A 22,598-nucleotide genomic window follows, 5' to 3' on the forward strand; every position below is an offset into this window, starting at 1 on the left:
AACCCTGGCGGCGGATAGTGATGGGCGTCACGATTCACCGGAATCAGCGAGGAGTCTCCGCACATGATCTATGCCAAGCCGGGTGCCGAGGGCAGCGTCGTCAGCTACGCCAAGCGGTATGACAATTTCATCGACGGGAAGTGGGTTCCGCCGGTGGAGGGGCGGTATTTCGAGAACACCTCGCCGGTGGACGGGCAGCCGTTCTGTGAGATCGCGCGGTCCTCCGCGGCCGATGTGGAGCTGGCTCTCGACGCCGCCCACCGCGCCGCCGACGCGTGGGGTGAGACCTCGCCCGCCGAGCGCGCCAATATCCTGAACAAGATCGCCGACCGGATCGAGGCCAATCTCGAGGCGCTGGCCGTGGCCGAGACCTGGGACAACGGCAAGCCGGTCCGCGAGACCCTGGCCGCGGACCTGCCGCTGGCGGTCGACCACTTCCGCTACTTCGCCGGTGTGCTGCGCGCGCAGGAGGGCGGGATCAGCGAGGTCGACAAGGACACCATCGCGTACCACTTCCACGAGCCGCTGGGCGTGGTCGCGCAGATCATCCCGTGGAACTTCCCGATCCTGATGGCCACCTGGAAGCTGGCGCCCGCGCTCGCGGCCGGTAATGCCGTGGTGCTCAAGCCCGCAGAGCAGACGCCCGCCTCGATCATGAAGGTGGTCGAACTCGTCGCGGATCTACTCCCGCCGGGAGTTCTCAACGTGGTCAACGGTTTCGGTGTGGAGGCGGGCAAGCCGCTGGCGTCGAGCCCGCGCGTGGCCAAGGTCGCCTTCACCGGGGAGACCACCACGGGCCGGTTGATCATGCAGTACGCCAGCGAGAACATCATTCCGGTGACCCTCGAGCTGGGTGGCAAGAGTCCCAATATCTTCCTGCCCGATGTCATGGCCGCCGACGACGACTTCCTCGACAAGGCGATCGAGGGTTTCGTGATGTTCGCGCTCAACCAGGGCGAGGTGTGTACCTGTCCCTCACGCGCGCTGATCGCGTCCTCGATCTACGACGAGTTCATGGCCCGCTGCGTGGAGCGCACCAAGGCGATCGTGAGCGGTGATCCGCTCGACGAGGCCACCATGATCGGCGCGCAGGCCAGCAACGACCAGTTCGAGAAGATCCTGTCCTACATCGACATCGGCAAGAAGGAAGGGGCCGAGATCCTCACCGGCGGCGCGGTGCGCAGCGTCGACGGGCTCGACGGCGGCTACTACATCGAGCCGACGATCTTCCAGGGCCGCAACGACATGCGCGTGTTCCAGGAGGAGATCTTCGGCCCGGTCGTCGCGGTGACCACCTTCGACTCCACCGACGAGGCACTGAAGATCGCCAACGATACCCTCTACGGCCTCGGCGCGGGCGTGTGGACGCGCGACATGAACACCGCCTACCGCCTCGGCCGCGGCATCAAGGCGGGCCGGGTGTGGACCAACTGCTACCACGCCTACCCCGCGCACGCGGCCTTCGGCGGGTACAAGAAGTCCGGCATCGGCCGCGAGAACCACAAGATGATGCTCGAGCACTACCAGCAGACCAAGAACCTGCTGGTCAGCTACTCGCCGCAGAAGCTCGGCTTCTTCTGATGGTGCGGCGCGTCGACCTCACCGACCAGGCGGCGACGCTGCTGCGGGAACTGACCGGGCAGCACGGCCCGGTCATGTTCCACCAATCCGGCGGCTGCTGCGACGGCAGCTCCCCGATGTGCTACCCGCGCGGCGAATTCCGCGTGGGCGCCTCGGACGTGCTGCTGGGCCATCTGCCGGGCGACACCCCGTTCTGGATGAGCGCCGACCAGTTCCAATACTGGAAGCACACCCATCTCACCGTCGACGTGGTACCCGGCCGGGGCAGCGGTTTCTCGCTGGAAGCCCCCGAGGGCGTGCGGTTCCTGATCCGCTCGCGCCTGCTCACCGACGACGAGGTGGCCACGCTGGAATCCCAGCCCCCGCCACCTACCGGTGACACCGTCCCACAGTGAGGTGAAACACCAGCTGACACACCGTTTCCGCAGGTCGGCGGCGCTCGATACGCGCCGCTGACCTGTGGGATCCACGGCCGTAACAGTCATCAACCATTCTTCAACCCTCGACGATCACCGTTGCCGTCGCTACGCGCTTGTTTGTTGATGAGGGAGCCTTCCTGTGAGTACCGACGCGATTCCCACCACGGCCACGGACACACCCGCCGACGACTATCTCGCCAAACGCACCCTGCGCTCCGGTTCGGCGGGCTGGGTGCTGCTGGCCGGTCTCGGCGTGAGCTATGTGATCTCCGGTGACTATTCCGGCTGGAATTTCGGCTTGGCCGAGGGCGGTTTCGGCGGTCTGCTGATCGCCGCGATCGTCATCGCCGCCATGTATCTGGCCATGGTCCTCGGCATGGCCGAACTCTCCTCGGCACTGCCCGCCGCGGGCGGCGGCTACACCTTCGCCCGCCGCGCCCTCGGCCCCTGGGGCGGATTCGCCACCGGCACAGCGATTCTCATCGAATACGCGATCGCCCCCGCCGCCATCGCCACCTTCATCGGCGCCTATGTGGAATCGCTGAACCTGTTCGGGATCACCGACGGCTGGTGGGTGTATCTGGCGGTGTACGCGCTGTTCATCGGCATCCACCTGGGTGGTGCGGGCGAGGCGCTCAAGGCGATGTTCGTGATCACCGGTATCGCGCTGGTGGGCCTGGTGATCTTCGCGGTCGCGGCGATCGGGAAGTTCGACGCCGCCAACCTCACCGACATCACCCCGGACGCCGAAGCCACCGGCGCCTCGGCCTTCCTGCCCTTCGGCTACCTGGGCATCTGGGCGGCGATCCCGTTCGCGATCTGGTTCTTCCTCGCGATCGAAGGCGTGCCGCTGGCGGCCGAAGAGGCCACCGAGCCGGAGAAGAACGTGCCCAAGGGCATCATCGTCGCCATGCTGCTGCTGGTGGTCACCGGCGCGGTGGTGCTGGTCCTGGTGACCGGCGCGCTGGGCGCCCAGGACGCGTCGTCCTCGGGCAACCCGCTGGTGGAGGCGCTCGGTGACAGCCCGGCGGCCAAGGTGGTCAACTACATCGGCCTGGCCGGGCTGGTGGCCAGCTTCTTCTCCATCGTCTACGCCTATTCGCGCCAGACCTTCGCGCTCTCGCGGGCGGGCTATCTGCCGACCAGGCTGTCGGTGACCAACTCCCGCAAGGCACCGGTATTGGCGCTGATCGTGCCCGGCCTGATCGGCTTCGCCCTCTCACTCACCGGCGAAGGCGCGATGCTGCTGAACATGGCCGTGTTCGGCGCCGCGGTGAGCTACGTGCTGATGATGGTGAGCCACATCGTGCTCCGGGTCCGCGAACCGCGCATGCCGCGCCCCTACCGCACGCCCGGCGGCATCGCGACCACTTCGTTCGCGCTGGTCATCGCGGCGGTGTCGGTGGCGGCGACCTTCCTGGTGGACCCGAAGGCGGCGCTGTTCACCCTCGGTGTCTTCTGCGCCTTCCTGGCCTACTTCGGCCTCTACAGTCGAAAGCACCTGGTCGCGAAGTCGCCGGACGAGGAGTTCGCGGTCCTGGCGAAAGCCGAACACGACTTGGAGTAGCCGCACCGAGTACGCCAGGCAGCGGCCCACTCGCTGCCTGGCGAGCACCCGAAATCCGCGAAAGGAGACGGCACCCGATGACCGTGTACCGCAGCTCTGCCGGGGTCACCACCCACACCTTCGACGGCCTGGTCGACCTGCTGGCCAAGGCCACACCGCTGCGCAGCGGCGACCAGCTGGCCGGGTGCGCGGCCGAGACCGACGCCGAGCGCGCGGCCGCGCAGTGGGCGCTGGCCGAGGTGCCGTTGCGGACCTTCCTCGACGAGGTCGTGGTCCCGTACGAGACCGACGAGGTGACCCGGCTGATCATCGACAGCCACGACCGGCACGCCTTCGCCCCGATCGCGCATCTCACCGTCGGCGGGCTGCGGGACTGGCTGCTCGCCGTCGCCGCGACCGAGACCGCGGCGGAGACGCTGGCCGCGGTCTCCCCGGGACTCACCCCAGAGATGGTGGCCGCGGTCTCGAAGATCATGCGCAACCAGGACCTCATCGCGGTCGCCAAGGCCGCTGAGGTGCGCGCCGGATTCCGCACGACGATCGGCCTACCCGGCCGGTTGAGCACCCGCCTGCAACCCAATCACCCCACCGACGACCCGCGCGGCATCGCCGCCGCCACCCTCGACGGTCTGCTGCTCGGCTGCGGTGACGCGGTGATCGGCGTCAACCCCGCCACCGACTCCCCGCAGGCAACGGCCGACCTGTTGCGCCTGCTCGACGAAGTCCGGCTGCGCTTCGACATCCCCACCCAGTCGTGCGTGCTCTCCCACGTCACCACCACCATCGGGCTGATCGAGGCGGGAGCGCCGGTGGACCTGGTGTTCCAGTCCGTCGCGGGCACCGAGGGCGCCAATACCGGTTTCGGCGTGAACATCTCGCTGCTGCGCGAGGGCAACGAGGCCGGACGCTCGCTCGGGCGCGGCACCGTCGGCGACAATGTGATGTATCTGGAGACCGGGCAGGGTTCGGCGCTGAGCGCGAATGCCCATCTGGGCGTGGGCGATCGGCCCGTCGACCAGCAGACCCTGGAAGCCCGCGCCTACGCGGTGGCCCGCGACCTCCAGCCGCTGCTGGTCAACACCGTGGTCGGTTTCATCGGGCCCGAATACCTCTACGACGGCAAGCAGATCATTCGTGCCGGCCTCGAGGACCACTTCTGCGGCAAGCTGCTCGGCCTGCCGATGGGCGTCGACATCTGCTACACCAATCACGCCGAAGCCGACTCCGACGATATGGATACCCTGCTCACCCTGCTGGTCGCGGCGGGCTGCGCCTTCGTCATCACGGTGCCCGGCGCCGACGATGTGATGCTCGGCTACCAGAGCCTGAGCTTCCACGACGCCCTCTACGCCCGCAGTATCGGAAACCTCCGTCCCGCACCGGAATTCGAGTCCTGGCTGATCGGTCTCGACCTGCTCGACCCGGATGGCAGGATGCGGCGGGTACCACCGTTGTCCTCACCGCTGCACGCCTTGACGGGGACCCGATGAGCACCGGACCGACAGCGCGCGGCCGCACATCGAATCACGCTGCCGCACCAGCGATCACCGCCTCCGCCGGTCCGGACGAAACCCCCTCCGGAGTCGATGAATCCGCGCGGAAGCAGCTGTCCCGTGCGGACGCGACCCGCATCGGAGAGCCACCGCCGGGATCTCGCCCGGTGGACCCCGCCGACGACTTCTGGACGACCCTGCGGCGAACCACCCAGGCCCGGATCGGCCTGGGCCGCACCGGCGACGCCCTCCCGACCACCGACATCCTCACCCTGCGCACCGCCCACGCCGCCGCCCGCGACGCGGTGCACGTCCCCCTCGACGTGGAGATCTTCACCGCGCAGATCGCGAGCATGGGCCTGGGCACCCCGGTGACGGTGACCAGCCGCGCCGCCGACCGCTCCGAGTACCTGCGCAGACCCGACCTCGGCAGGCTGCCCGCCGACCTGTCCGGCCTCGGGCGCCACGACGCCGATATCGGCATCGTCCTCGCCGACGGACTGTCCGCGCGCGCCCTCACCGACCACGCCGCCGGACTGCTCGCCGCCCTCGCCGACGAATTCGCCGACCGCTACACCCTCGCGCCCCCGGTCGTCGCGACCCAGGCCCGCGTCGCCCTGGGTGACCACATCGGCGCGGCCCTCGGCGTGCGCACCGTGCTCGTCCTCATCGGCGAACGTCCCGGCCTCTCGGTGGCCGACAGCCTCGGCATCTACCTCACCCACGACCCCCGCCCCGGCCGCACCGACGCCGAACGCAATTGCGTCTCCAATATCCATCCGCCGGGCGGTCTCACCTACGCCGACGCCGCCCGCGTGATCGCGGGCCTGGTCGCCGGTGCCCGCGCACTGGGCCGCTCCGGCGTGGCACTGAAAGACGAAACCCGCACGGCCACACCGATAGCCCGGGCTGACTCAGACACCCTAGAGTGATCCCCATGATCCGCACCGCCGCCCTCGCCCATGTCCGCGACCGCAGGCTGATCCAGACGCGCCCGGAAGGCAAAGAGGTCTTCTACATGGCGGGCGGCAAGATCGATCCCGGCGAAACCCCGTTGGAGGCGCTACATCGCGAGATCGAGGAAGAACTCGGCGTCGGACTGGCCGATGTCGCCGAACTGGGCATCTTCGAGGCCGAGGCCTACGGCCACGCCACCAACACCGGCCTGCACATGACCTGTTTCCTGGCCGACTTCACCGGTGAGCCCTACGCCACCGGCGAGATCGCCGAATTCCGCTACTTCACCGTCAGCGAATACGCCGCCATGGACCACGTCGCCCCCGGCTCCCTGCTCGTCTTCAAACACCTGCACGAACTCGACCTGATCGACTGGTAGCCGAAACACTTGATGCGACAACCACGATGGCACTGTCATGGAGATGACCTCGTCGGAGCGGCGGGCTGCGCTACGTCAGCTCGTCGTCCTGTTCGGCCTGATGAACACCATGATCGAGCTGAGCGTCAACGGGGCGCCGCGCTCGCTCACCGAACACGCCACCGCGGCCCGCGACATCATCGGTGAGCTCGTCACCGACTTCGCGCAGGCGGGTTAGGTCGCGGGTTTGGGCGGGTCGGTGCTCTCGTGCTCGGCGGGGATCGCGCCGGGCTCGGTGCCCTCGTCGGCCTTCTGATCCGGTTCCGGATGCTCGGGCTCGAAGGTCTCGGGCAGTCCCTTGAGATGCTTGTTCATCGAGCGGACCAGCAGCACCGTGCCCGCCAGCAGGACCAGCACGATCAGCAGACCCAGCGGCGAGGCCTTGCCGAACTCGGGACCGGTGGGGGTGTTCTGAGCGAGAAGAGCCAACATCACCGGTCGGCGTCCTCGATGCCGGCGAACAGGTCGGTCTCCGGGATGGCGGTGGACACTCTCGTCTTGGCCAATTCGAACTCCTCGGTCGGCCAGAGCCGCTGCTGCAATTCCAGCGGGATCGCGAAGAACGCCCCGTTGGGATCGATCTGGGTCGCGTGCGCGCGCAGGGCGTCGTCACGCTGGGGGAAGTATTTCGAGCACTCGATCTGGGTGGTGACCCTGGCCCAGGCGTCGTCGCGCTTGTACTCGCGCATCCGGTCCAGCCACTCCTGCAGCGGGAACGGCTCGCCGATGCGCTCGTACTCGCCGGCGAAGGCCTCCAGCCGCTTCATCGAGAAGCCGTGGTCGTAGTACAGCTTGAGCGGAGTCCACGGCGCACCCGCGCCGGGGAACTTCGTGGGATCGCCCGCCGCCTCGTAGGCCGCCATCGACACCTCGTGGCAGCGGATGTGGTCGGGGTGCGGGTAGCCGCCGTTCTCGTCGTAGGTGGTGATCACGTGCGGGCGGAACTCCCGCACGACCCGCACCAGCGCCTCGGTGGACTCCTCGAGCGGCACCAGCGCGAAGCAGCCCTCGGGCAGCGGCGGCAGCGGGTCGCCCTCGGGCAGACCCGAGTCGACGAAACCGAGCCACTGCTGGCGCACGCCCAGCGCGTGCGCGGCCGCCGCCATCTCCTCGCGACGCACCTCCTCGATCCGGTCCAGGACACCGGGGGTGTCCATGGCCGGGTTGAGGATGCTGCCGCGCTCACCACCGGTCAAGGTCACGACCAGCACGTCCACGCCTTCGGCGGCGTAGCGTGCCGTGGTCGCGGCGCCCTTGCTGGACTCGTCGTCGGGGTGGGCGTGCACAGCCATGAGGCGAAGGCCACTCACGTCTCGTTCACCATCGCTCTCGCTCGCGGGTGTCAGAACTTCGTTCCCTATAGTTCCATCCGACCCCCCGTTTGTTCCGACCACCCCCGGGAGCGAGAAACCGATGAGCGACCCCGCACCGGACTCCGCGGCGAACCCGGCCGCCGCAGCCGCCCGACACGCCGACCGCTACGGCGCGAAGCCACCGGCGCGTCGGCTCTGGCTGATGGTGCTGCTCGGTGTCGGCGTGGTGGTCGCCGGGTTCGGGGTGGCCTATCTCGGCTTCCAGAAGTACGGGCCGAAGGCGATCGAGACCGAGCAGCTCGGCTATGTCGTGGTCGACGACTCCACCCTCGAGATCCGCATGAAAGTGACCCGTGACGAGCCTCAGCGCGATGTCGTGTGCTTCGTGCGGGCGATGGATCGCGACGGCGCCGAGGTCGGCAGGCGCGAAGTCCTGGTGCCCGGATCGGAGTACACCAGTGTTCAGGTGACCACCACGGTCAAGTCCTCGACGCGCGCCTCGGCGGGCGACATCTACGGCTGCACCGAACAGGTTCCGGACTATCTGCGCGTGCAGTGAACCCGCTGCGCCCGGCCTGACCTGCATATTTATGAGACATGCTAAAATGGGCTGATACACGGTTCCGGGGCTCGGAGCCGTGTTTGCTGCATTGGCGGCCAGCGGTGCTGTTTCCGGGTTACGGGTTCACCCCAGGATCGCTCCAGCCGTCGGGCTGGCGCATGCCCTCGTGATCGAGGTCACCGCGCCGGTTTCAGGGAATCCCGGTGCGCCGGGAACAACTACTAGGGAGTGATCGAGATGACCGAGAATGTGACCTGGCTTACCCAGGAGTCGCACGACAGGCTCAAGGGCGAGCTGGACTCGCTCATTGCCAATCGTCCGGTCATTGCCGCCGAGATCAACGAGCGTCGCGAAGAGGGCGACCTCAAGGAGAACGGCGGCTACCACGCCGCGCGTGAGGAGCAGGGCCAGCAGGAGGCGCGCATCCGCCAGCTGCAGGAGCTGCTGAACAACGCCAAGGTCGGCGTCGCCCCCACCAAGTCCGGTGTGGCCCTCCCGGGCTCGGTCGTCACGGTCTACTACGACGGTGACGAAGGCGATACCGAGACCTTCCTCATCGCGACCCGCGAAGAGGGCCTCGGCGCCACCGATCTCGAGACCTACTCGCCCAACTCGCCGCTGGGCGGCGCGCTGATCGACGCCAAGGTCGGCGAGACCCGCGAGTACACGCTGCCCAACGGCAACACCATGAAGGTGACCTTGGTCAGCGCGGAGCCGTACCACGGCTGAGCCCGGCCACGCCGAGCCCGCACGAACCGAACCCGAACGCGAGCGCCCGCATCCGAACATCGGATGCGGGCGCTTCGTCATGTGTGGGGCTCCGTCTCAGCTCAGGGCCTGCTCGACATCGGCGAGCAGGTCGCTGATGTCCTCGATACCGACCGAGAGCCGCACCAGATCGGCGGGCACCTCCAGCTCCGAGCCCTCGGTGCTGGCGTGGGTCATGGCGCCCGGGTGCTCGATGAGCGACTCGATCCCGCCCAGCGATTCGGCCAGGGTGAAGATGCGGGTGCGCGAGCAGAACTTCAGCGCCGCGTCACGGCCACCGGCCAGGCGCACCGAGATCATGCCGCCGCGGCGGCGCATCTGCTTCTGCGCGATCTCGTAGCCGGGGTGGGTGGGCAGGCCCGGGTAGATCACCTGGGAGATGGCCGGGTGGTTGGTGAGGAACTCCGCGATCACCTCGGCGTTGTCGCAGTGCTTCTCCATCCGCACGGCCAGGGTCTTGATGCCGCGCAGGGTGAGGAAGGCGTCGAACGGGCCGGGCACCGCGCCCGCGCCGTTCTGCAGGAACGCGAACGCGGTGTCGAGTTCCTCGCTGTTGGTGATCAGCGCGCCACCGACGACATCGGAGTGCCCACCCAGGTACTTGGTGGTGGAGTGCAGCACGATGTCGGCGCCCAGCAGCAGCGGCTGCTGCAGGTACGGGGTGGCGAAGGTGTTGTCGACGACCAGCTTGGCGTCGGCCTCGTGCGCGATGTCGGCCAGCGCGGGGATGTCACCGATGCTCAGCAGCGGGTTGGTCGGCGTCTCGACCCAGACCAGCTTGGTGTTGGGGCGGATGGCCGCGCGCACCGCGTCCAGGTCGGCGATGTGGGCGGGCGAGTGCTCGATGCCCCACTGGCTGAAGACCTTGTCGATGAGCCGGAAGGTGCCGCCGTAGGCGTCGTCGGGGATGACGATGTGGTCACCGGGACGCAGCACCGCGCGCAGGGCACAGTCGGTGGCCGCCATGCCCGAGGCGAAGGCGCGACCGTAGCTGCCGGACTCGAGGGCGGCGAGGTTGGCTTCCAGCGCGGTGCGCGTGGGGTTGCCGGTGCGCGCGTACTCGTAGCCGCCGCGCATCCCGCCGACGCCGTCCTGGGCGAAGGTCGAGCTCGCGTAGATCGGCACGTTCACCGCGCCGGTCTGAGGATCGGGTTCATATCCGGCGTGGATGGCCCTGGTCGAGAATCCCAGCTCACTCATGGCCCCAGACTAGTTGGCCGGTTCCGGCGCGCGGTGCGGGGGTGCGGGCGTGCACGATGTGCCGGATTCGCCCGGCACGCTGGGGTTAGGCTGACGCCATGGTGACTGTCGAGGAACTGTTCGCGATCGACCCGCTGCTCTCGCCGGAGGAGCGCGAAATCCGCGACACCGTGGCCCGATTCGGCGAGCGCAGGCTGCGTCCGCACGTGGCCGACTGGTTCGAGCAGGGCACCTTCCCGGCCCGCGAGATCGCCCCGGAACTGGGCAAGCTCGGCCTGCTCGGTATGCATCTCGAGGGCTACGGCTGCGCGGGCGCCTCGGCCACCGCCTACGGGCTGGCCTGTCAGGAGCTCGAGGCGGTGGATTCGGGCGTGCGCAGCATGGTGTCGGTGCAGGGCTCGCTGGCCATGTCGGCCATCCACTTCTACGGGTCCGAGGAGCAGAAGCAGCAGTATCTGCCCGCGATGGCGGCCGGTGAGCTGATCGGCTGCTTCGGTCTCACCGAACCCGACTTCGGCTCCAATCCCGGCGGCATGCGCACCCGTGCCCGGCGCGACGGCGACGACTGGGTGCTCAACGGCTCCAAGATGTGGATCACCAACGGCTCGGTCGCCGATGTGGCCGTGGTCTGGGCCTATGCCGAGGAACCCGGACAGGACAAGCCCCGCGTGCGCGGCTTCCTGGTGCCCGCGGGCACCCCCGGCTTCACCACCCGCGAGCTGCACCGCAAACTCTCGCTGCGCGCGTCCCTCACCGCCGCACTGGATTTCGACGACGTGCGCCTGCCCGCCGACGCGGTACTCCCCGGCTCCCGCGGCCTGAGCGCCCCGCTGGCCTGCCTGAGCGAGGCCCGCTTCGGCATCGTCTTCGGCGCGCTGGGCGCGGCCCGCGACTGCCTGACCGCCGCCATCGACTACGCCCGCACCCGCGAGGTCTTCGACAAGCCGCTGGCCGGCTACCAGCTGACCCAGGCCAAACTCGCCGACATGGCACTCGAGCTGGGCAAGGGCCAGCTGCTCGCGCTGCATCTGGGCCGGTTGAAGGACCGGCACGAGATCACCGGCGAGCAGATCAGCGCGGGCAAGCTCAACAGCACCCGTGAGGCCATCGCCATCGCCCGCGAGTGCCGGACCATCCTGGGCGCCAACGGGATCACCCTCGACTACCCGGTGCTGCGGCACGCGAACAACCTGGAGTCGGTGCTCACCTACGAGGGCACCGCCGAGGTGCATCAGCTGGTGCTGGGCAAGGCCCTCACCGACGCCAACGCCTTCCGCTAGGTCAGCCGACCGGCACGCCCCGCACCGGTAGCGGGGCGGGCCGGATCAGCCCGCTCGCGAAGGCCAGCGCCAGCATCACGACCACCACCGTCAGCACGGTCAGCGCGATGGGCACGGTGATCGCGGCGGGGATGCCGAGCACCGTCAGACCGGTGACCCCTCCGCAACCCCAGATGAACGCCGCGGCGAGGCGGCCCAGCAGCGGCGCGTACGGCCACCGGCGCCACACACCGGCGATTCCGCGCCGCACCGAATAGCCTGCGCCCGCGGCCATGACGGGACTCATGCCGAGCAGCTGGACGGCCGGGTCGGTGACGTGCACAGCGGATCCTTTCGCTTCGCCGAGCTGGTTTGCCGAAAGTTTTCTCGAGTCGGTTATACCCGCTCAGAATCCATCGGACAGCCCGTTCGCGCAACTCCGCGTCCGCGATCACTCCCCCGTGCGCGCCACCTCCCCCGCCGCGCCCACAGCGGGCAATTCCAGGTTCTCCCGGTAGGTCGCGCCCAGGTAGTCGGTGTCGAGGATGCCGCGGCGGCGCAGTTCGGGGAGCAGGCCGTTGAGGACGAAATCGCCGGTCCTGGCGTCGGTGAGCCCGCCGACGGTGATCACGTCGAGCACGTTCGCCCGATAGCGCTCCTCGATGGCGTCGGCCACCTGCTCGGGTGTTCCCGCGACGGCCCAGTGCCCGGTGTCCTTGGCGGCGATCACCAATTCGCGCAGGGTCTTGCCGGACGCCGCGAGCTTGCCGAAGATCTCCACGCGGCCACGCCTGCGGCGCACCGAATCGATGCGCGGGAGCAGGCTTTCCGGGATCGGCTGGTCCAGCGGCAGCTCGGACAGGTCGATCTCGCCGCCGAGCATGTCGGCCAGCAGCGCCCGGCCCGCGTCGAAATCGGTGGCCTCGGCGGCCTCACGGACCAGCCCGCGCGCCTCGGCCTCGGTGGCGCCGTAGGTGGCGTGCAGGGAACTGAAGATCAGCGGAAGTCCTGCGGGCCTGCCGAATTCGGCCGCCCTGGTGCGGATCTTCTTGGTGTAGGTGACCGCGTCCTCGAGCGTCGGCAGCGAGGTGAACACCACTTCGGCGAAGCGGGCACCCAGCTCGATACCGCCCGCGGACTGCCCGGCCTGGAACTGCACCGGCCTGCCCTGCGGCAACGTGGGGACATTGAGCGGCCCGCGCACCGAGAAGTACTGCCCCACATAGTCGATCGGCTCGACCAGCGACGCGTCCAGCACGGCACCGCCCCGGCCGTCGGGTCGCAGCGCGCCCGGCCGCCAGCTGTCGAACAGCGCGTTGACCACCTCGAGCGATTCGGTGGCGCGGGCGTAGCGCTCCTCCGGGCTCGGCAGGTCGCCCGTGCCGTAGTTCTCCTCCCCGAGCGAGGAGGTCACCGCGTTCCAGGCGGCCCTGCCGTTGCTGATGTGGTCGAGCGTGCCGAACAGGCGGGCCAGGTTGTAGGGGTGGTGGAAGGTCGTGGTGACCGTGGCGATCAGGCCGACGTGCGTGGTCACCGCGCTCAGCGCGGCCAGCTGGATCAGCGGCTCCTGCGCCCCGATCGCCCCCTGCGCGCCGAAGCTGAGCAGATCCGCCGCGAACAGCGCGCCGATCTTGTTCTCCTCGGCGATCTTCGCGACCCGCACCGCCTCGTCGAGGGTCGATCGGGCGGGGTCGACCGCCGCGGCATACACCTGCGGCGATCCACTGACGCCCGTGACGGTCTTCAACTTGCGGCGTTCGGTGCCCATATGTTCCAGTCCAGCAGGCCACCCGGAACAGGCCCATGGTTGCGCTCACCGCAATCCGAACGCTACCCCGTCGGCGTGCCCGGGGTGGTCGCGCCGGCGGCCCGTCGCGCGGCCGTCACCGCCGAGGCGGCGGCGCTGAGCGCGCTGTTGATCGAGATCTCGCCGCGCATGCCCGGCGCGGCGACCATGTCACCGGCCAGGTAGACGCCGTCGCCGCGGTCGATGGCCGGACGGTCGCGCCAAGTGGTGCCGGGCAGGTCCAGCGCGCCGGTGCGGTTCTTGGCGGTGGAGGTGCGGTGGAAGGTGGTGCGGGAGCGCCACTCCGGGAGGACCGCGTCGGCCAGGCGTTCCAGGCGCTGGTGGGCGTTGTCGCGGGATTCGTTCTCGCGCACCGGCATCTGGAGCTGGAAGAGTGATTCACCGGCGGGGGCGATGGTGTCGTCCTGGGCGGTGTAGCACTCGGAGAAGCCCGCCTCGTCCAGGTCGAAGACCACGAAGCGATCCCGGCGGTCCTCGGTCACCCCGATGTCGAGCAGTGCCGCGAAACCGCCGGTGCCGTGCAGACTCTCGTCACCGAGCAAGCGGCGCGCCGAGTCGAGGTCGGTGGCCACGATCACCGGGCCGCCGGTGGGCAGTTCGTCGACCCGGGCGCCCGTCTCGATGACGACCCCGAGCTCGGTGGCCCGCGCGATCATCCGGTCGATCACCTGCTGCCAGCCCCCGCGCACCCAGCGCACCCCGGGCACGGTGACGCCCAGCGCGCGCTGGAACAGATCCCAGACGAACGCCGCCGACAACCGCCCGGTGTGCGCGTCGTAGGTGACCACGCTGATCGCGTTGGCGACCTGGGTGGCGGTCCGCTCATCCCAGCGTTCGGTGGCCCAGCTGTGGAAATCCACGTCGACCGGCGCCTGCGTCCACTTGCGCGACTGCGCGCGCAGCATCCCGATCGGCGGCACCCGCCGGATCCGCCCGTCCACCCGGAAGCCGACCTTCGCGGCATCGGTGAGACCGGGCCAGCCGAGCCCCGCGACGAAACCACGTTTCTTCAACCAGGTGTAGTGCGGGCCGTCGGCGTAGAACACGTGCGCGCCCTCGTGCGCCACATGCGGCGGCGGGGTCGCGCGAGCACGTCCGCCCAGGCTCTGATGCGCCTCGAAAAGCCTGACCGGTACGCCCTTTTCGGCGGCGTCGATCGCCGCCGTGAGCCCGGCCAGTCCGCCCCCGATGACGGTGATGGGTGTGTTCATCAGCTGTCCTCTCCCTCGATACCCGCCCGGTCGAGCCGGGCGGCGATCAGCTCCGCGGTGGCCCGCAGGTAGCGTTCGGTGTCGACGTCGGCCGGGTGGCCCCCGTCGAAGATGTCGGCCATCATCCAGAGGTGCGCCAGCGCGCCGACCAGGACGCCGGCGGCCGCCTCCCAATCCTGTTCGCGCGCAGCGGGTCCGGCCATTTCCACGAGTCCACGCGTGACGGCGGCCATCACCACCGCGTACTCCTGTTCCCGGAAGACCTCGAGCAGCGGCGCGGGAATCGAATTGTCCCGCAGCAGAATCCGGGTCACGTCACGGTCGTGGTCGAGGCGGGCCAGGCCGATCCGGCACAGCGCGAGCAGCATCTCGACCCGGTCACCGGTCGGGGCGAACACGGTCAGCGCCTCGGTCAGCGAGAACTCCGGCGACAGGAACAGGTCCCATTCGGCGCGATCGCGCAACCGCGCGTCCACCGCCCGCACCAGCAGTTCGTCCTTGGACTTGAAGTGCCGGTACAGCGCGCCCGACCCACCCGAGAGCCCGGCCGCCCGCTCGATCTGGGCGACCGAGGTCTTGGCGAAGCCCTGCTCACCGAACAGCCGCAGCGCCTCGTCCATGATCCGCTCACGCGTCGTGGCCGCCACGTCACCTCCTGTGCAAGTAACCACTTACTTACAGTGACTCGAGCGCTCCGGATGCACAAGACCCCTGCCCTGACCGGGATCGAGGCAACGGTATAGCTACACCTTGATTCAGTATCGCTATCACGGGTAGATACTCGACACGGCGCTTCGGCAAATCGGCCGCGGCGGCCCGGAAGAGCGAAAGGAAGTGCTGTGGATACCACCGTCGTTGCGATCGATTTCCAGCAGGGCATGACTGACGCGTGGAGTTCGGTCGCGCAATTCGTTCCGAAGGCTGCCGCCTTCGTCGCCATCCTGATCATCGGCTGGATCATCGCGAAAATCGTGGCGAGAATCGTCGACGCCGTCTTGGAGCGGGTCGGTTTCGATCGGCTCGTCGAACGCGGGCAGATCCGGAAAATGATGTCCCGCAGCAAATATGACGCCTCCGACATCCTCGCGAAGATCGCCTATTACGCGATTCTGCTGATCGCGTTGCAGATCGGTTTCGGGGTGTTCGGGCCGAACCCGGTCAGTGATCTGCTCACCAGCATCGTGGCCTGGCTGCCCAAGGCGGCGGTGGCGATCGTGATCGTGGTGATCGCGGCGGCCATCGCGCACGCGGTCAGCGAGATGATCACCAATGTGCTCGGCGGGCTGTCCTACGGGCCGCTGCTCGGCAAGATCGCCGCGGTGTTCATCTGGGGTATCGGCATCATCGCCGCGCTCAACCAGATCGGCGTCGCCACCACGGTGACCACCCCGATCCTGATCGCGGTGCTGGCCACCATCGGCGGCATCCTGGTCGTCGGCGTGGGCGGTGGCCTGGTGCGCCCGATGGAGCAGCGCTGGAACCGGGTGCTCGGTGGCCTGGAGGCGGAGATGCCCGCCATGAAGGGGCATGCCGAGGCTTACCAGCGTGGCAAGGAGGACGCCACCCGGGCGGGCGAGCGGGTCAGCACCACCCAGGAATGGGTCGAGACCCGGGAAACGAATATCTGATCGACCGGCGACGGCGCCCTGTCACCCCGACGGGGCGCCGTTCTCGCGCTCTCAGAACCCCGCATGCCTGCACACCGCGGCGACCCGCAGCGACAGCCAGTCCGCCTCGCGCCAGTCCAGCGGCGGGAACACCGGAAATTCGGTGTGCTCGATCAGCCCGCGCACATACCCGGCCAGCAGAATGTTCACCGGAATCCGCCCGGCATCCTCGACCCCGAATTCGAGAATGTCACGCACCGCGGCGGCATGCTGATCCAGCTCCGCCGTGAGCCCGGGCACCTCGGCAGCCGCCACCCCCGCGGGCTCCCCGAATTCCGTATTCAACTGCTGCAGGTGACGTCGTGCCGAGAATTCGAGCAACGCGGGACCGGGCGAGAACATTACTGGATGGTATCAATTTCATCCCGACCCGATGAAGCCCAGTGGCGAACATCTCGCTACACCTCCGGACCGGCAGAGTCCCCGGATCAGTGGCCGGTGCTGAGGAAGCCCAGGAGGTCGTGGCGGGTGATGACGCCTACGGGCTTGCCGTCTTCGACGACCATGAGGGCGTCGGTGTCGGAGAGGGCCTTGGTGGCGGTGGAGATGGGTTCGCCGGAGCCGATGAGGGGGAAGGAGGGGCTCATGTGCTGGGCGACGGAGTCGGTGAGGTGGGCGCGGCCCTCGAAGACGGCGGAGAGCAGGTCGCGTTCGGTGACGCTGCCCGCGACCTCACCGGCCATGACCGGCGGTTCGGCGCCGACGACCGGCATCTGCGAGACGCCGTATTCGCGCAGGATCTCGATGGCGTCGCGCAGGGTCTCGGAGGGGTGGGTGTGCACGAGGTCGGGCAGTTCGCCGGACTTGCCGCGCAGCACGTCGCCGACCAGCGGTTCGGGGCCGGTCTCGAGCGGGGTGCGCAGGAAGCCGTAGGAGCTCATCCACTTGTCGTTGAAGATCTTCGACAGGTAGCCGCGGCCACCGTCGGGCAGCAGCACCACGACGACGGCGTCGGGATCGCGGCGGGCCACCTCGATGGCGGCGACCACGGCCATGCCACAGGAACCGCCCACGAGCAGGCCCTCCTCGCGGGCCAGGCGGCGGGTCATCTCGAAGGAATCGGCGTCGGAGACGGCGATGATCTCGTCCGGGACGGCCGGGTCGTAGGCCGAGGGCCAGAAGTCCTCGCCGACGCCCTCGACCAGGTAGGGGCGTCCGGTGCCGCCGGAGTAGACCGAGCCCTCCGGATCGGCGCCGATGATCTTGACCTTGCCGCCGGAGACCTCCTTGAGGTAGCGGCCGGTGCCGGTGATGGTGCCGCCGGTGCCGACGCCCGCCACGAAGTGGGTGACCTTGCCGTCGGTGTCGCGCCAGATCTCCGGACCGGTGGTCTCGTAGTGGCTGTCGGGGCCGCCCGGGTTGGCGTACTGGTTGGGCTTCCAGGCGCCGTCGATCTCGCGGACCAGGCGATCGGAGACGTTGTAGTAGCTGTCGGGATGCTCCGGCGGCACGGCGGTCGGGCAGACCACCACCTCGGCGCCATAGGCCCGCAGGACATTGCGCTTGTCCTCGCTGACCTTGTCCGGGCACACGAACACGCACTTGTAACCACGCTGCTGGGCCACCAGCGCCAGGCCGACACCGGTGTTGCCCGAGGTCGGCTCGACGATCGTGCCGCCCGGCTTCAGCAGGCCCTCTTCCTCGGCGGCGTCGATCATCTTGACCGCGATGCGGTCCTTGGAGCTGCCGCCCGGGTTGAGGTATTCGATCTTGGCGGCCACCAGACCCGCGTTGGGCCCGACCACCGAGTTCAGCCGAACCAGGGGGGTGTTGCCGATGAGGTCGACGACGTGATCCGCGATGCGCATGCACCCCATCGTTCCAGAACCCCGGGGCGGCGGCGCGACCTGGTCCGATCGAGTGAGCCACGGCACCGGCGCGGCGCGGGCGCGCGGGCTTGTCCCGGCGCGGATCACCTGATTTCGTTAGGGCATGAGAGTCGGACTGCGCGCGGCTGTCGTCACCGGCGCGACCACCGTGCTCGCCGGGTCCGGCGCGGGCACCATCTCCTGGGCCACCTATCGGTTGCTGATGACGCAGGCCGGTGCCGCGCGGGCGGTCATCGGGCGCGACACCTCCAAGCCACCCGAGGCCGACGGCGTCTACGCGCCGGGCGCCCAGCGACCCGAGCCGTGGCGCACCGGCGTGCCCAGCGACCTGCACCTGATGATCTTCGGTGACTCCACCGCCGCCGGGCTGGGCTGCCTGAGCGCCGACGACGTGCCGGGTGTGCGGCTGGCGCGCGGGCTGGCCGAGGCGAGCGGGTTGCGGGTCCGGTTGAGCACCAAGGCCATTTCGGGGGCCACCTCCAAGGGGCTGGCCGGGCAGGTCGACGCGATGTTCGTCGCCGGCCCACCGCCGGACGCGGCCGTCATCCTGGTGGGCGCCAACGACATCACCAAGAAGCACTCCATCCGGGCCTCGGCGCGCAGGCTGGCCAGCGCGGTGGCGCGATTGCGCGCGGCCGACGCGCTGGTCGTGGTGGGCACCTGCCCGAATCTGGGCACCGTCACCGCGATCCAGCAGCCGCTGCGCACGGTGGTCGCGAACTGGAGCGTGCGCCTGGCCAAGGCCCAGACGATGGCGACCACACTGGCCGACGGCATCGCGGTGCCGATGGGTTCGCCGCTGGTCGCCTCGGAGTTCCGGGCCGCCCCCGAGATCCTGTTCGCGACCGACGGATTCCACCCGTCGGCGGCGGGTTACGAACTCGCCGCCGCCCAATTGCTGCCCGTGCTGATCGCGGCCGTGCGCAACCGACCTGGTCTTCCGGTAGCGCACAGCGAGACGTAGATTCGGAATGGACCGGTTAGTACACAGCCGTTCGCCAGCCATGTGAAAAGGAGTCCTCATGCCCGAGGCCGTCATCGTCTCCACCGCCCGCTCCCCGATCGGCCGTGCCGTCAAGGGGTCCCTGGCGAGTATGCGTCCCGACGACCTGACCGCGCAGATGGTCCAGGCCGCGCTGGCCAAGGTGCCCTCGCTCGACCCGACCCAGATCGACGACATCATCCTGGGCACCGGCTCCCCCGCCGGCGAGGGCGGCTTCAACCAGGGCCGCATCATCGCGGTGAAGCTGGGCCTGGACGTGGTGCCCGGCACCACCGTGCACCGCTACTGTGCCTCCTCGCTGCAGTCCACCCGGATGGCCTTCCACGCCATCAAGGCAGGCGAGGGTGATGTGTTCATCTCCGCCGGTGTCGAGACCGTCTCGCGCTACGCGCGCGGCTCGGCCGACAGCTCGCCCGACACCAAGAACCCCGAGTTCGCCGAGGCCGAGGCCCGCACCGCCAAGACCGCCGAGGGCGGCGCGGGCGCGTGGCACGACCCGCGTCAGGACGGCCTGCTGCCCGACGCCTACATCGCGATGGGCCAGACCGCCGAGAACGTCGCCTCGCTGACCGGCATCTCCCGCGAGGACCAGGACCGCTGGGGCGTGCGTTCGCAGAACCGCGCGGAGGAGGCCATCAAGTCCGGCTTCTTCGAGCGCGAGATCACCCCGGTCACCCTGGCCGACGGCACCGTGGTGAGCAAGGACGACGGCCCGCGCGCCGGGGTCACCTACGAGGCGGTCAGCCAGCTCAAGCCGGTGTTCCGCCCCGACGGCACCGTCACCGCGGGCAACTGCTGCCCGCTCAACGACGGCGCCGCCGCGCTGGTCATCATGAGCGACACCAAGGCCAAGGAGCTGGGCCTGACCCCGCTGGCCCGCATCGTCTCCACCGGCGTGTCCGGCCTGTCGCCGGAGATCATGGGCCTGGGCCCGGTCGAGGCCGTGAAGAAGGCGCTGGCCTTCGCGGGCAAGTCGGTCTCCGACATCGACCTGTTCGAGATCAACGAGGCTTTCGCGGTGCAGGTGCTCGGCTCCGCGCGTGAGCTCAAGATCGACGAGGACAAGCTCAATGTCTCCGGTGGCGCGATCGCGCTGGGTCACCCGTTCGGTATGACCGGTGCCCGCATCACCACCACCCTGCTGAACAACCTGCAGACCTACGACAAGCAGTTCGGCGTGGAGACCATGTGCGTCGGCGGCGGGCAAGGTATGGCGCTGGTCATCGAGCGTCTCAGCTGAGATAGACAGTAAAAAGAGCGGCCCACCGGAATCCGGTGGGCCGCTCTTTCGTGTCTGCGCTATCAGTCGCGCTGGAAGTAGCTCAGCAGGCGCAGGATCTCGATGTAGAGCCAGACCAGGGTGACGGTCAGGCCGAGGGCGACGCCCCAGGCGGCCTTCTCGGGGGCCTGGGCGCGGATCAGCTGATCGGCGGCGTCGAAGTCCAGCAGGAAGCTGAACGCGGCGATGGCGATGCAGACCAGGCTGAACACGATCGCCAGCGCGCCACCGTCACGCAGGCCGAAGCCGCCGTCGGTGAAGAAGCTCGCGATCAGGTTGCCGACCATCAGCACCAGCACGCCGACCATGGCGCCGAGCAGCATGCGGGTGAAGCGCGGGGTGACCCGGATGGCGCCGGTCTTGTAGACCACCAGCATGCCGAAGAACACGCCGAAGGTGCCCAGCACCGCCTGGCCGATCAGGGCGCTACCGCCCACGCCGCCGAAGGTCACGTCGGTGAACATCAGCGAGATGGCACCGAGGAACAGGCCCTCGAACGCCGCGTAGGACAGGACGATCGCGGGGTTGTCCATCTTGCGGCCGAAGCTGGCCACCATCACCAGCACGAAGCCGATCAGGCCGCCGCCGATGACGAACAGCGGGGCCAGCGAGGGGTTGGCCGAGGACAGCGCGAACGAGATGATCGCCGTGACCGTGAGCACCGCGAGGGTGATGCCGGTCTTGGTGACCACGTCGTCGATGGTCATCGCGCGGGTGGCGGGGGCCTGCTGGAACTGCTGGCCGTACTGCTGCCCGTATTCGCCGTACTGCTGCTGTCCGTACTGCTGGTTGCCGAACTGGCCTGCGCCGGCTACGCCCGAACCGAAGTTCGCGTAACCGCCGACACCCTCCTGGCGGGGTAAGTTCTTGAACACCGGATTCGATGAGGTACGCACCGTGCGCCTTTCTTGGAGTTACGAGTCGCTGTACGCCTGGCAGCGTGAGCACAGCTCCAACTGCCCTGTTCAACGTGTCACGATCGGACAAAGTTCCCAGCGGCGCGATCAGTGATCACCCCACCGCCCGTTCGGACAAATCGGACTCTACCGCGTCGGTGCCGCCCTATCGTTGTACGTCGCGCAGACCACGGACAGACCGCGTCACCGTGAATTTCTGGTTCCGGCCGATCACATCGGTGCGCCCGACCATCCGCTCGACCACTCCGCGATAGTTCAGGTGCGAGTTGTACACCGTCCACAACTCCCCGCCCGGCCGCAGCACCCGGCCGGTCTCGGCGAACATCTTGATCGCCGAACCGGTGTGCACGGCGGCGCCCACATGGAACGGCGGATTGCACAGCACCAGGTCGGCGCTGTTGTCGGCCGCCGAGGACATCGCGTCGTCACGCACCACCGTCACCCGGTCGGCGACCCCGTTGGCGGCCGCGGTGGCCCTGGCCGAGGCGACGGCGGCCGCGGACTGATCGGTGCCGACCACCCGGATGTGCGGGCGCGACTTGGCCAGCGCGACGGCCAGGATGCCGGTGCCACAGCCGAGATCGATGGCCTCACGCGCGTCGGGCTTCATCCGGTCGAGGTGTTCGAGCAGGAAGCGGGTGCCGATGTCGAGGCGCGGGCCGGAGAACGCGGCACCGTGGGCCACCACGTCACCGTCGATCTCGATGATGTGTTCGCGCACCGGGAACCGGCTCGGGCCGACCGGCAGCGGCTCGCCCACCACGAGCACCCGCGATTTCTGCCTGCCGCGTCCGGCGCGCACCTGCCCGAAGAACTCGCCGAGCACGCCGTTCATGGCGGGGGTCAGGTACTTGTCGCGCCCGCCCGCGAAGACCGTCACGTCCTGGGCGGCGTAGCGGGCGACGGACTCGGCGATCTCGGCCAGGCCGGGCAGCATCCGGGGCAGCCGCAGCAGGACCACGCGCGCGCCGGTGAGCAGGTCGGCGTCGAGGCCGTGCGCGGTGTAGCGGTCGGTGAGGCCGAGACTCTTGGCGTTGCCCGCCAGGGCCGCCTCACCGGTGAGCAGGTCCTGGTGCACGCGCAGACCGGTCAGGTCGTGACGGGTGGCCGCGCCGAGGGTGAGCGCGCCGTAGGCGTCGCCGATCACCGCAACCTCACCGCTACCCACCGCGGCCAGGGCCTCGTCGGCGGTATCGAGGAGCAGGCGGTCGGCGGCGTCGACGGCATAGAGGTTCGGCGCCTCCACGTCGGGAAACCGGCGCAACCGGCTGAATACGTCCTCGGCTCTGTCCACCCGACAAGTGTGCTAGATCGTTGCCCCACAGTCACATCCGGCCCCGTCCGGCCC

The 22,598-nt window shown here is 69.0% G+C and carries 24 protein-coding genes; 13 read left to right on the top strand and 11 right to left on the bottom strand.

From position 1 onward, the window contains the following. The first annotated feature begins 63 nt into the window (after window positions 1–63). The 7 genes from adh (at window position 64) to ACFC06_RS12900 (ending at window position 6,613) form a co-directional block, all read left to right on the top strand. On the top strand, window positions 64–1,581 hold the full coding sequence (gene adh, locus ACFC06_RS12870; RefSeq protein ID WP_375929920.1) for an aldehyde dehydrogenase: 1,518 nt from the start codon (window positions 64–66) through the stop codon (window positions 1,579–1,581). Beyond that, a complete protein-coding gene (locus ACFC06_RS12875) occupies window positions 1,581–1,976 on the top strand; it encodes a DUF779 domain-containing protein (protein ID WP_375929921.1) in 396 nt (131 codons plus the stop codon). Before adh ends, ACFC06_RS12875 begins: the two co-directional genes overlap by 1 nt. 163 nt (window positions 1,977–2,139) lie before the next feature. After that, the gene (gene eat, locus ACFC06_RS12880) at window positions 2,140–3,567 is read left to right on the top strand and encodes an ethanolamine permease (RefSeq protein WP_375929922.1); all 1,428 of its coding nucleotides are present in this window, start codon (window positions 2,140–2,142) and stop codon (window positions 3,565–3,567) included. A 77-nt stretch (window positions 3,568–3,644) separates the two neighbouring features. Next, window positions 3,645–5,057, top strand: a complete 1,413-nt coding sequence (locus tag ACFC06_RS12885) for an ethanolamine ammonia-lyase subunit EutB (protein WP_375929923.1) — start codon at window positions 3,645–3,647, stop codon at window positions 5,055–5,057. A gap of 170 nt (window positions 5,058–5,227) precedes the next feature. After that, window positions 5,228–5,992 carry an ethanolamine ammonia-lyase subunit EutC gene (eutC, locus tag ACFC06_RS12890; RefSeq protein ID WP_375929924.1) on the top strand — a complete coding sequence of 255 codons (765 nt, stop codon included), beginning with the start codon at window positions 5,228–5,230 and terminating at the stop codon, window positions 5,990–5,992. 5 nt (window positions 5,993–5,997) lie between these two features. After that, complete coding sequence (locus ACFC06_RS12895; protein ID WP_375929925.1) at window positions 5,998–6,396, top strand: NUDIX domain-containing protein; 399 nt, start codon at window positions 5,998–6,000, stop codon at window positions 6,394–6,396. Between the two features lie 43 nt (window positions 6,397–6,439). Continuing rightward, entirely contained in the window at window positions 6,440–6,613 is a 174-nt protein-coding gene (locus tag ACFC06_RS12900; RefSeq protein WP_278261234.1) for a hypothetical protein, read from the top strand. Here ACFC06_RS12900 and ACFC06_RS12905 read toward each other — a convergent pair. Then, window positions 6,610–6,867 carry a hypothetical protein gene (locus tag ACFC06_RS12905; RefSeq protein WP_375935448.1) on the bottom strand — a complete coding sequence of 86 codons (258 nt, stop codon included), beginning with the start codon at window positions 6,865–6,867 and terminating at the stop codon, window positions 6,610–6,612. The two genes, ACFC06_RS12900 and ACFC06_RS12905, sit on opposite strands and share 4 nt — an antisense overlap. Then, complete coding sequence (gene mca / locus ACFC06_RS12910) at window positions 6,867–7,727, bottom strand: mycothiol conjugate amidase Mca (RefSeq protein ID WP_375929926.1); 861 nt, start codon at window positions 7,725–7,727, stop codon at window positions 6,867–6,869. The genes ACFC06_RS12905 and mca overlap by 1 nt, the downstream gene beginning before the upstream one ends. 121 nt (window positions 7,728–7,848) lie before the next feature. Between mca and ACFC06_RS12915 the strand changes: the two genes are divergently transcribed. Then, on the top strand, window positions 7,849–8,307 hold the full coding sequence (locus ACFC06_RS12915) for a DUF4307 domain-containing protein (protein WP_375929927.1): 459 nt from the start codon (window positions 7,849–7,851) through the stop codon (window positions 8,305–8,307). A 240-nt stretch (window positions 8,308–8,547) separates the two neighbouring features. Further along, a complete protein-coding gene (gene greA / locus ACFC06_RS12920) occupies window positions 8,548–9,039 on the top strand; it encodes a transcription elongation factor GreA (RefSeq protein ID WP_278261238.1) in 492 nt (163 codons plus the stop codon). Between the two features lie 96 nt (window positions 9,040–9,135). On the opposite strand, the gene ACFC06_RS12925 is transcribed toward greA, so the two are convergent. After that, window positions 9,136–10,278, bottom strand: a complete 1,143-nt coding sequence (locus ACFC06_RS12925; RefSeq protein ID WP_375929928.1) for a cystathionine gamma-synthase — start codon at window positions 10,276–10,278, stop codon at window positions 9,136–9,138. 98 nt (window positions 10,279–10,376) lie between these two features. Here ACFC06_RS12925 and ACFC06_RS12930 point away from each other — a divergent pair, with 98 nt between their 5' ends. Continuing rightward, window positions 10,377–11,558: an acyl-CoA dehydrogenase family protein gene (locus ACFC06_RS12930; RefSeq protein ID WP_375929929.1), complete on the top strand. Its 1,182-nt coding sequence runs from the start codon at window positions 10,377–10,379 to the stop codon at window positions 11,556–11,558. A 1-nt stretch (window position 11,559) separates the two neighbouring features. Here ACFC06_RS12930 and ACFC06_RS12935 read toward each other — a convergent pair whose 3' ends face one another. The 4 genes from ACFC06_RS12935 to ACFC06_RS12950 form a co-directional block, all read right to left on the bottom strand. Then, complete coding sequence (locus ACFC06_RS12935) at window positions 11,560–11,880, bottom strand: hypothetical protein (protein ID WP_375929930.1); 321 nt, start codon at window positions 11,878–11,880, stop codon at window positions 11,560–11,562. 108 nt (window positions 11,881–11,988) lie between these two features. Beyond that, window positions 11,989–13,305 (bottom strand): NtaA/DmoA family FMN-dependent monooxygenase, encoded by a 1,317-nt coding sequence (locus tag ACFC06_RS12940; RefSeq protein WP_375929931.1) that lies wholly within the window; start codon window positions 13,303–13,305, stop codon window positions 11,989–11,991. Window positions 13,306–13,367: 62 nt separating this feature from the next. Beyond that, complete coding sequence (locus ACFC06_RS12945) at window positions 13,368–14,555, bottom strand: FAD-dependent oxidoreductase (RefSeq protein WP_375929932.1); 1,188 nt, start codon at window positions 14,553–14,555, stop codon at window positions 13,368–13,370. Next, a complete protein-coding gene (locus ACFC06_RS12950; RefSeq protein ID WP_375929933.1) occupies window positions 14,555–15,202 on the bottom strand; it encodes a TetR/AcrR family transcriptional regulator in 648 nt (215 codons plus the stop codon). The genes ACFC06_RS12945 and ACFC06_RS12950 overlap by 1 nt, the downstream gene beginning before the upstream one ends. Before the next feature lie 192 nt (window positions 15,203–15,394). On the opposite strand from ACFC06_RS12950, the gene ACFC06_RS12955 reads away from it, so the two are divergent. Beyond that, entirely contained in the window at window positions 15,395–16,183 is a 789-nt protein-coding gene (locus ACFC06_RS12955; protein WP_375929934.1) for a hypothetical protein, read from the top strand. Between the two features lie 51 nt (window positions 16,184–16,234). On the opposite strand, the gene ACFC06_RS12960 is transcribed toward ACFC06_RS12955, so the two are convergent. Further along, complete coding sequence (locus tag ACFC06_RS12960) at window positions 16,235–16,564, bottom strand: DUF6401 family natural product biosynthesis protein (RefSeq protein WP_375929935.1); 330 nt, start codon at window positions 16,562–16,564, stop codon at window positions 16,235–16,237. An 86-nt stretch (window positions 16,565–16,650) separates the two neighbouring features. Then, window positions 16,651–18,030: a cystathionine beta-synthase gene (locus tag ACFC06_RS12965; protein ID WP_375929936.1), complete on the bottom strand. Its 1,380-nt coding sequence runs from the start codon at window positions 18,028–18,030 to the stop codon at window positions 16,651–16,653. 124 nt (window positions 18,031–18,154) lie between these two features. Between ACFC06_RS12965 and ACFC06_RS12970 the strand changes: the two genes are divergently transcribed. Both ACFC06_RS12970 and ACFC06_RS12975 read left to right on the top strand, forming a co-directional pair. Then, window positions 18,155–19,015: an SGNH/GDSL hydrolase family protein gene (locus ACFC06_RS12970; protein ID WP_375929937.1), complete on the top strand. Its 861-nt coding sequence runs from the start codon at window positions 18,155–18,157 to the stop codon at window positions 19,013–19,015. A gap of 58 nt (window positions 19,016–19,073) precedes the next feature. Next, on the top strand, window positions 19,074–20,294 hold the full coding sequence (locus tag ACFC06_RS12975) for an acetyl-CoA C-acetyltransferase (RefSeq protein WP_375929938.1): 1,221 nt from the start codon (window positions 19,074–19,076) through the stop codon (window positions 20,292–20,294). 62 nt (window positions 20,295–20,356) lie between these two features. Here the strand turns inward: ACFC06_RS12975 and ACFC06_RS12980 are convergent, their stop codons facing one another. After that, on the bottom strand, window positions 20,357–21,229 hold the full coding sequence (locus ACFC06_RS12980; protein WP_375929939.1) for a Bax inhibitor-1/YccA family protein: 873 nt from the start codon (window positions 21,227–21,229) through the stop codon (window positions 20,357–20,359). Between the two features lie 166 nt (window positions 21,230–21,395). Then, the gene (locus tag ACFC06_RS12985; RefSeq protein ID WP_375929940.1) at window positions 21,396–22,544 is read right to left on the bottom strand and encodes a class I SAM-dependent methyltransferase; all 1,149 of its coding nucleotides are present in this window, start codon (window positions 22,542–22,544) and stop codon (window positions 21,396–21,398) included. Window positions 22,545–22,598: the final 54 nt, after the last annotated feature.

This window comes from Nocardia sp. NPDC056064 (genome assembly GCF_042266925.1).
Lineage (GTDB): Bacteria > Actinomycetota > Actinomycetes > Mycobacteriales > Mycobacteriaceae > Nocardia.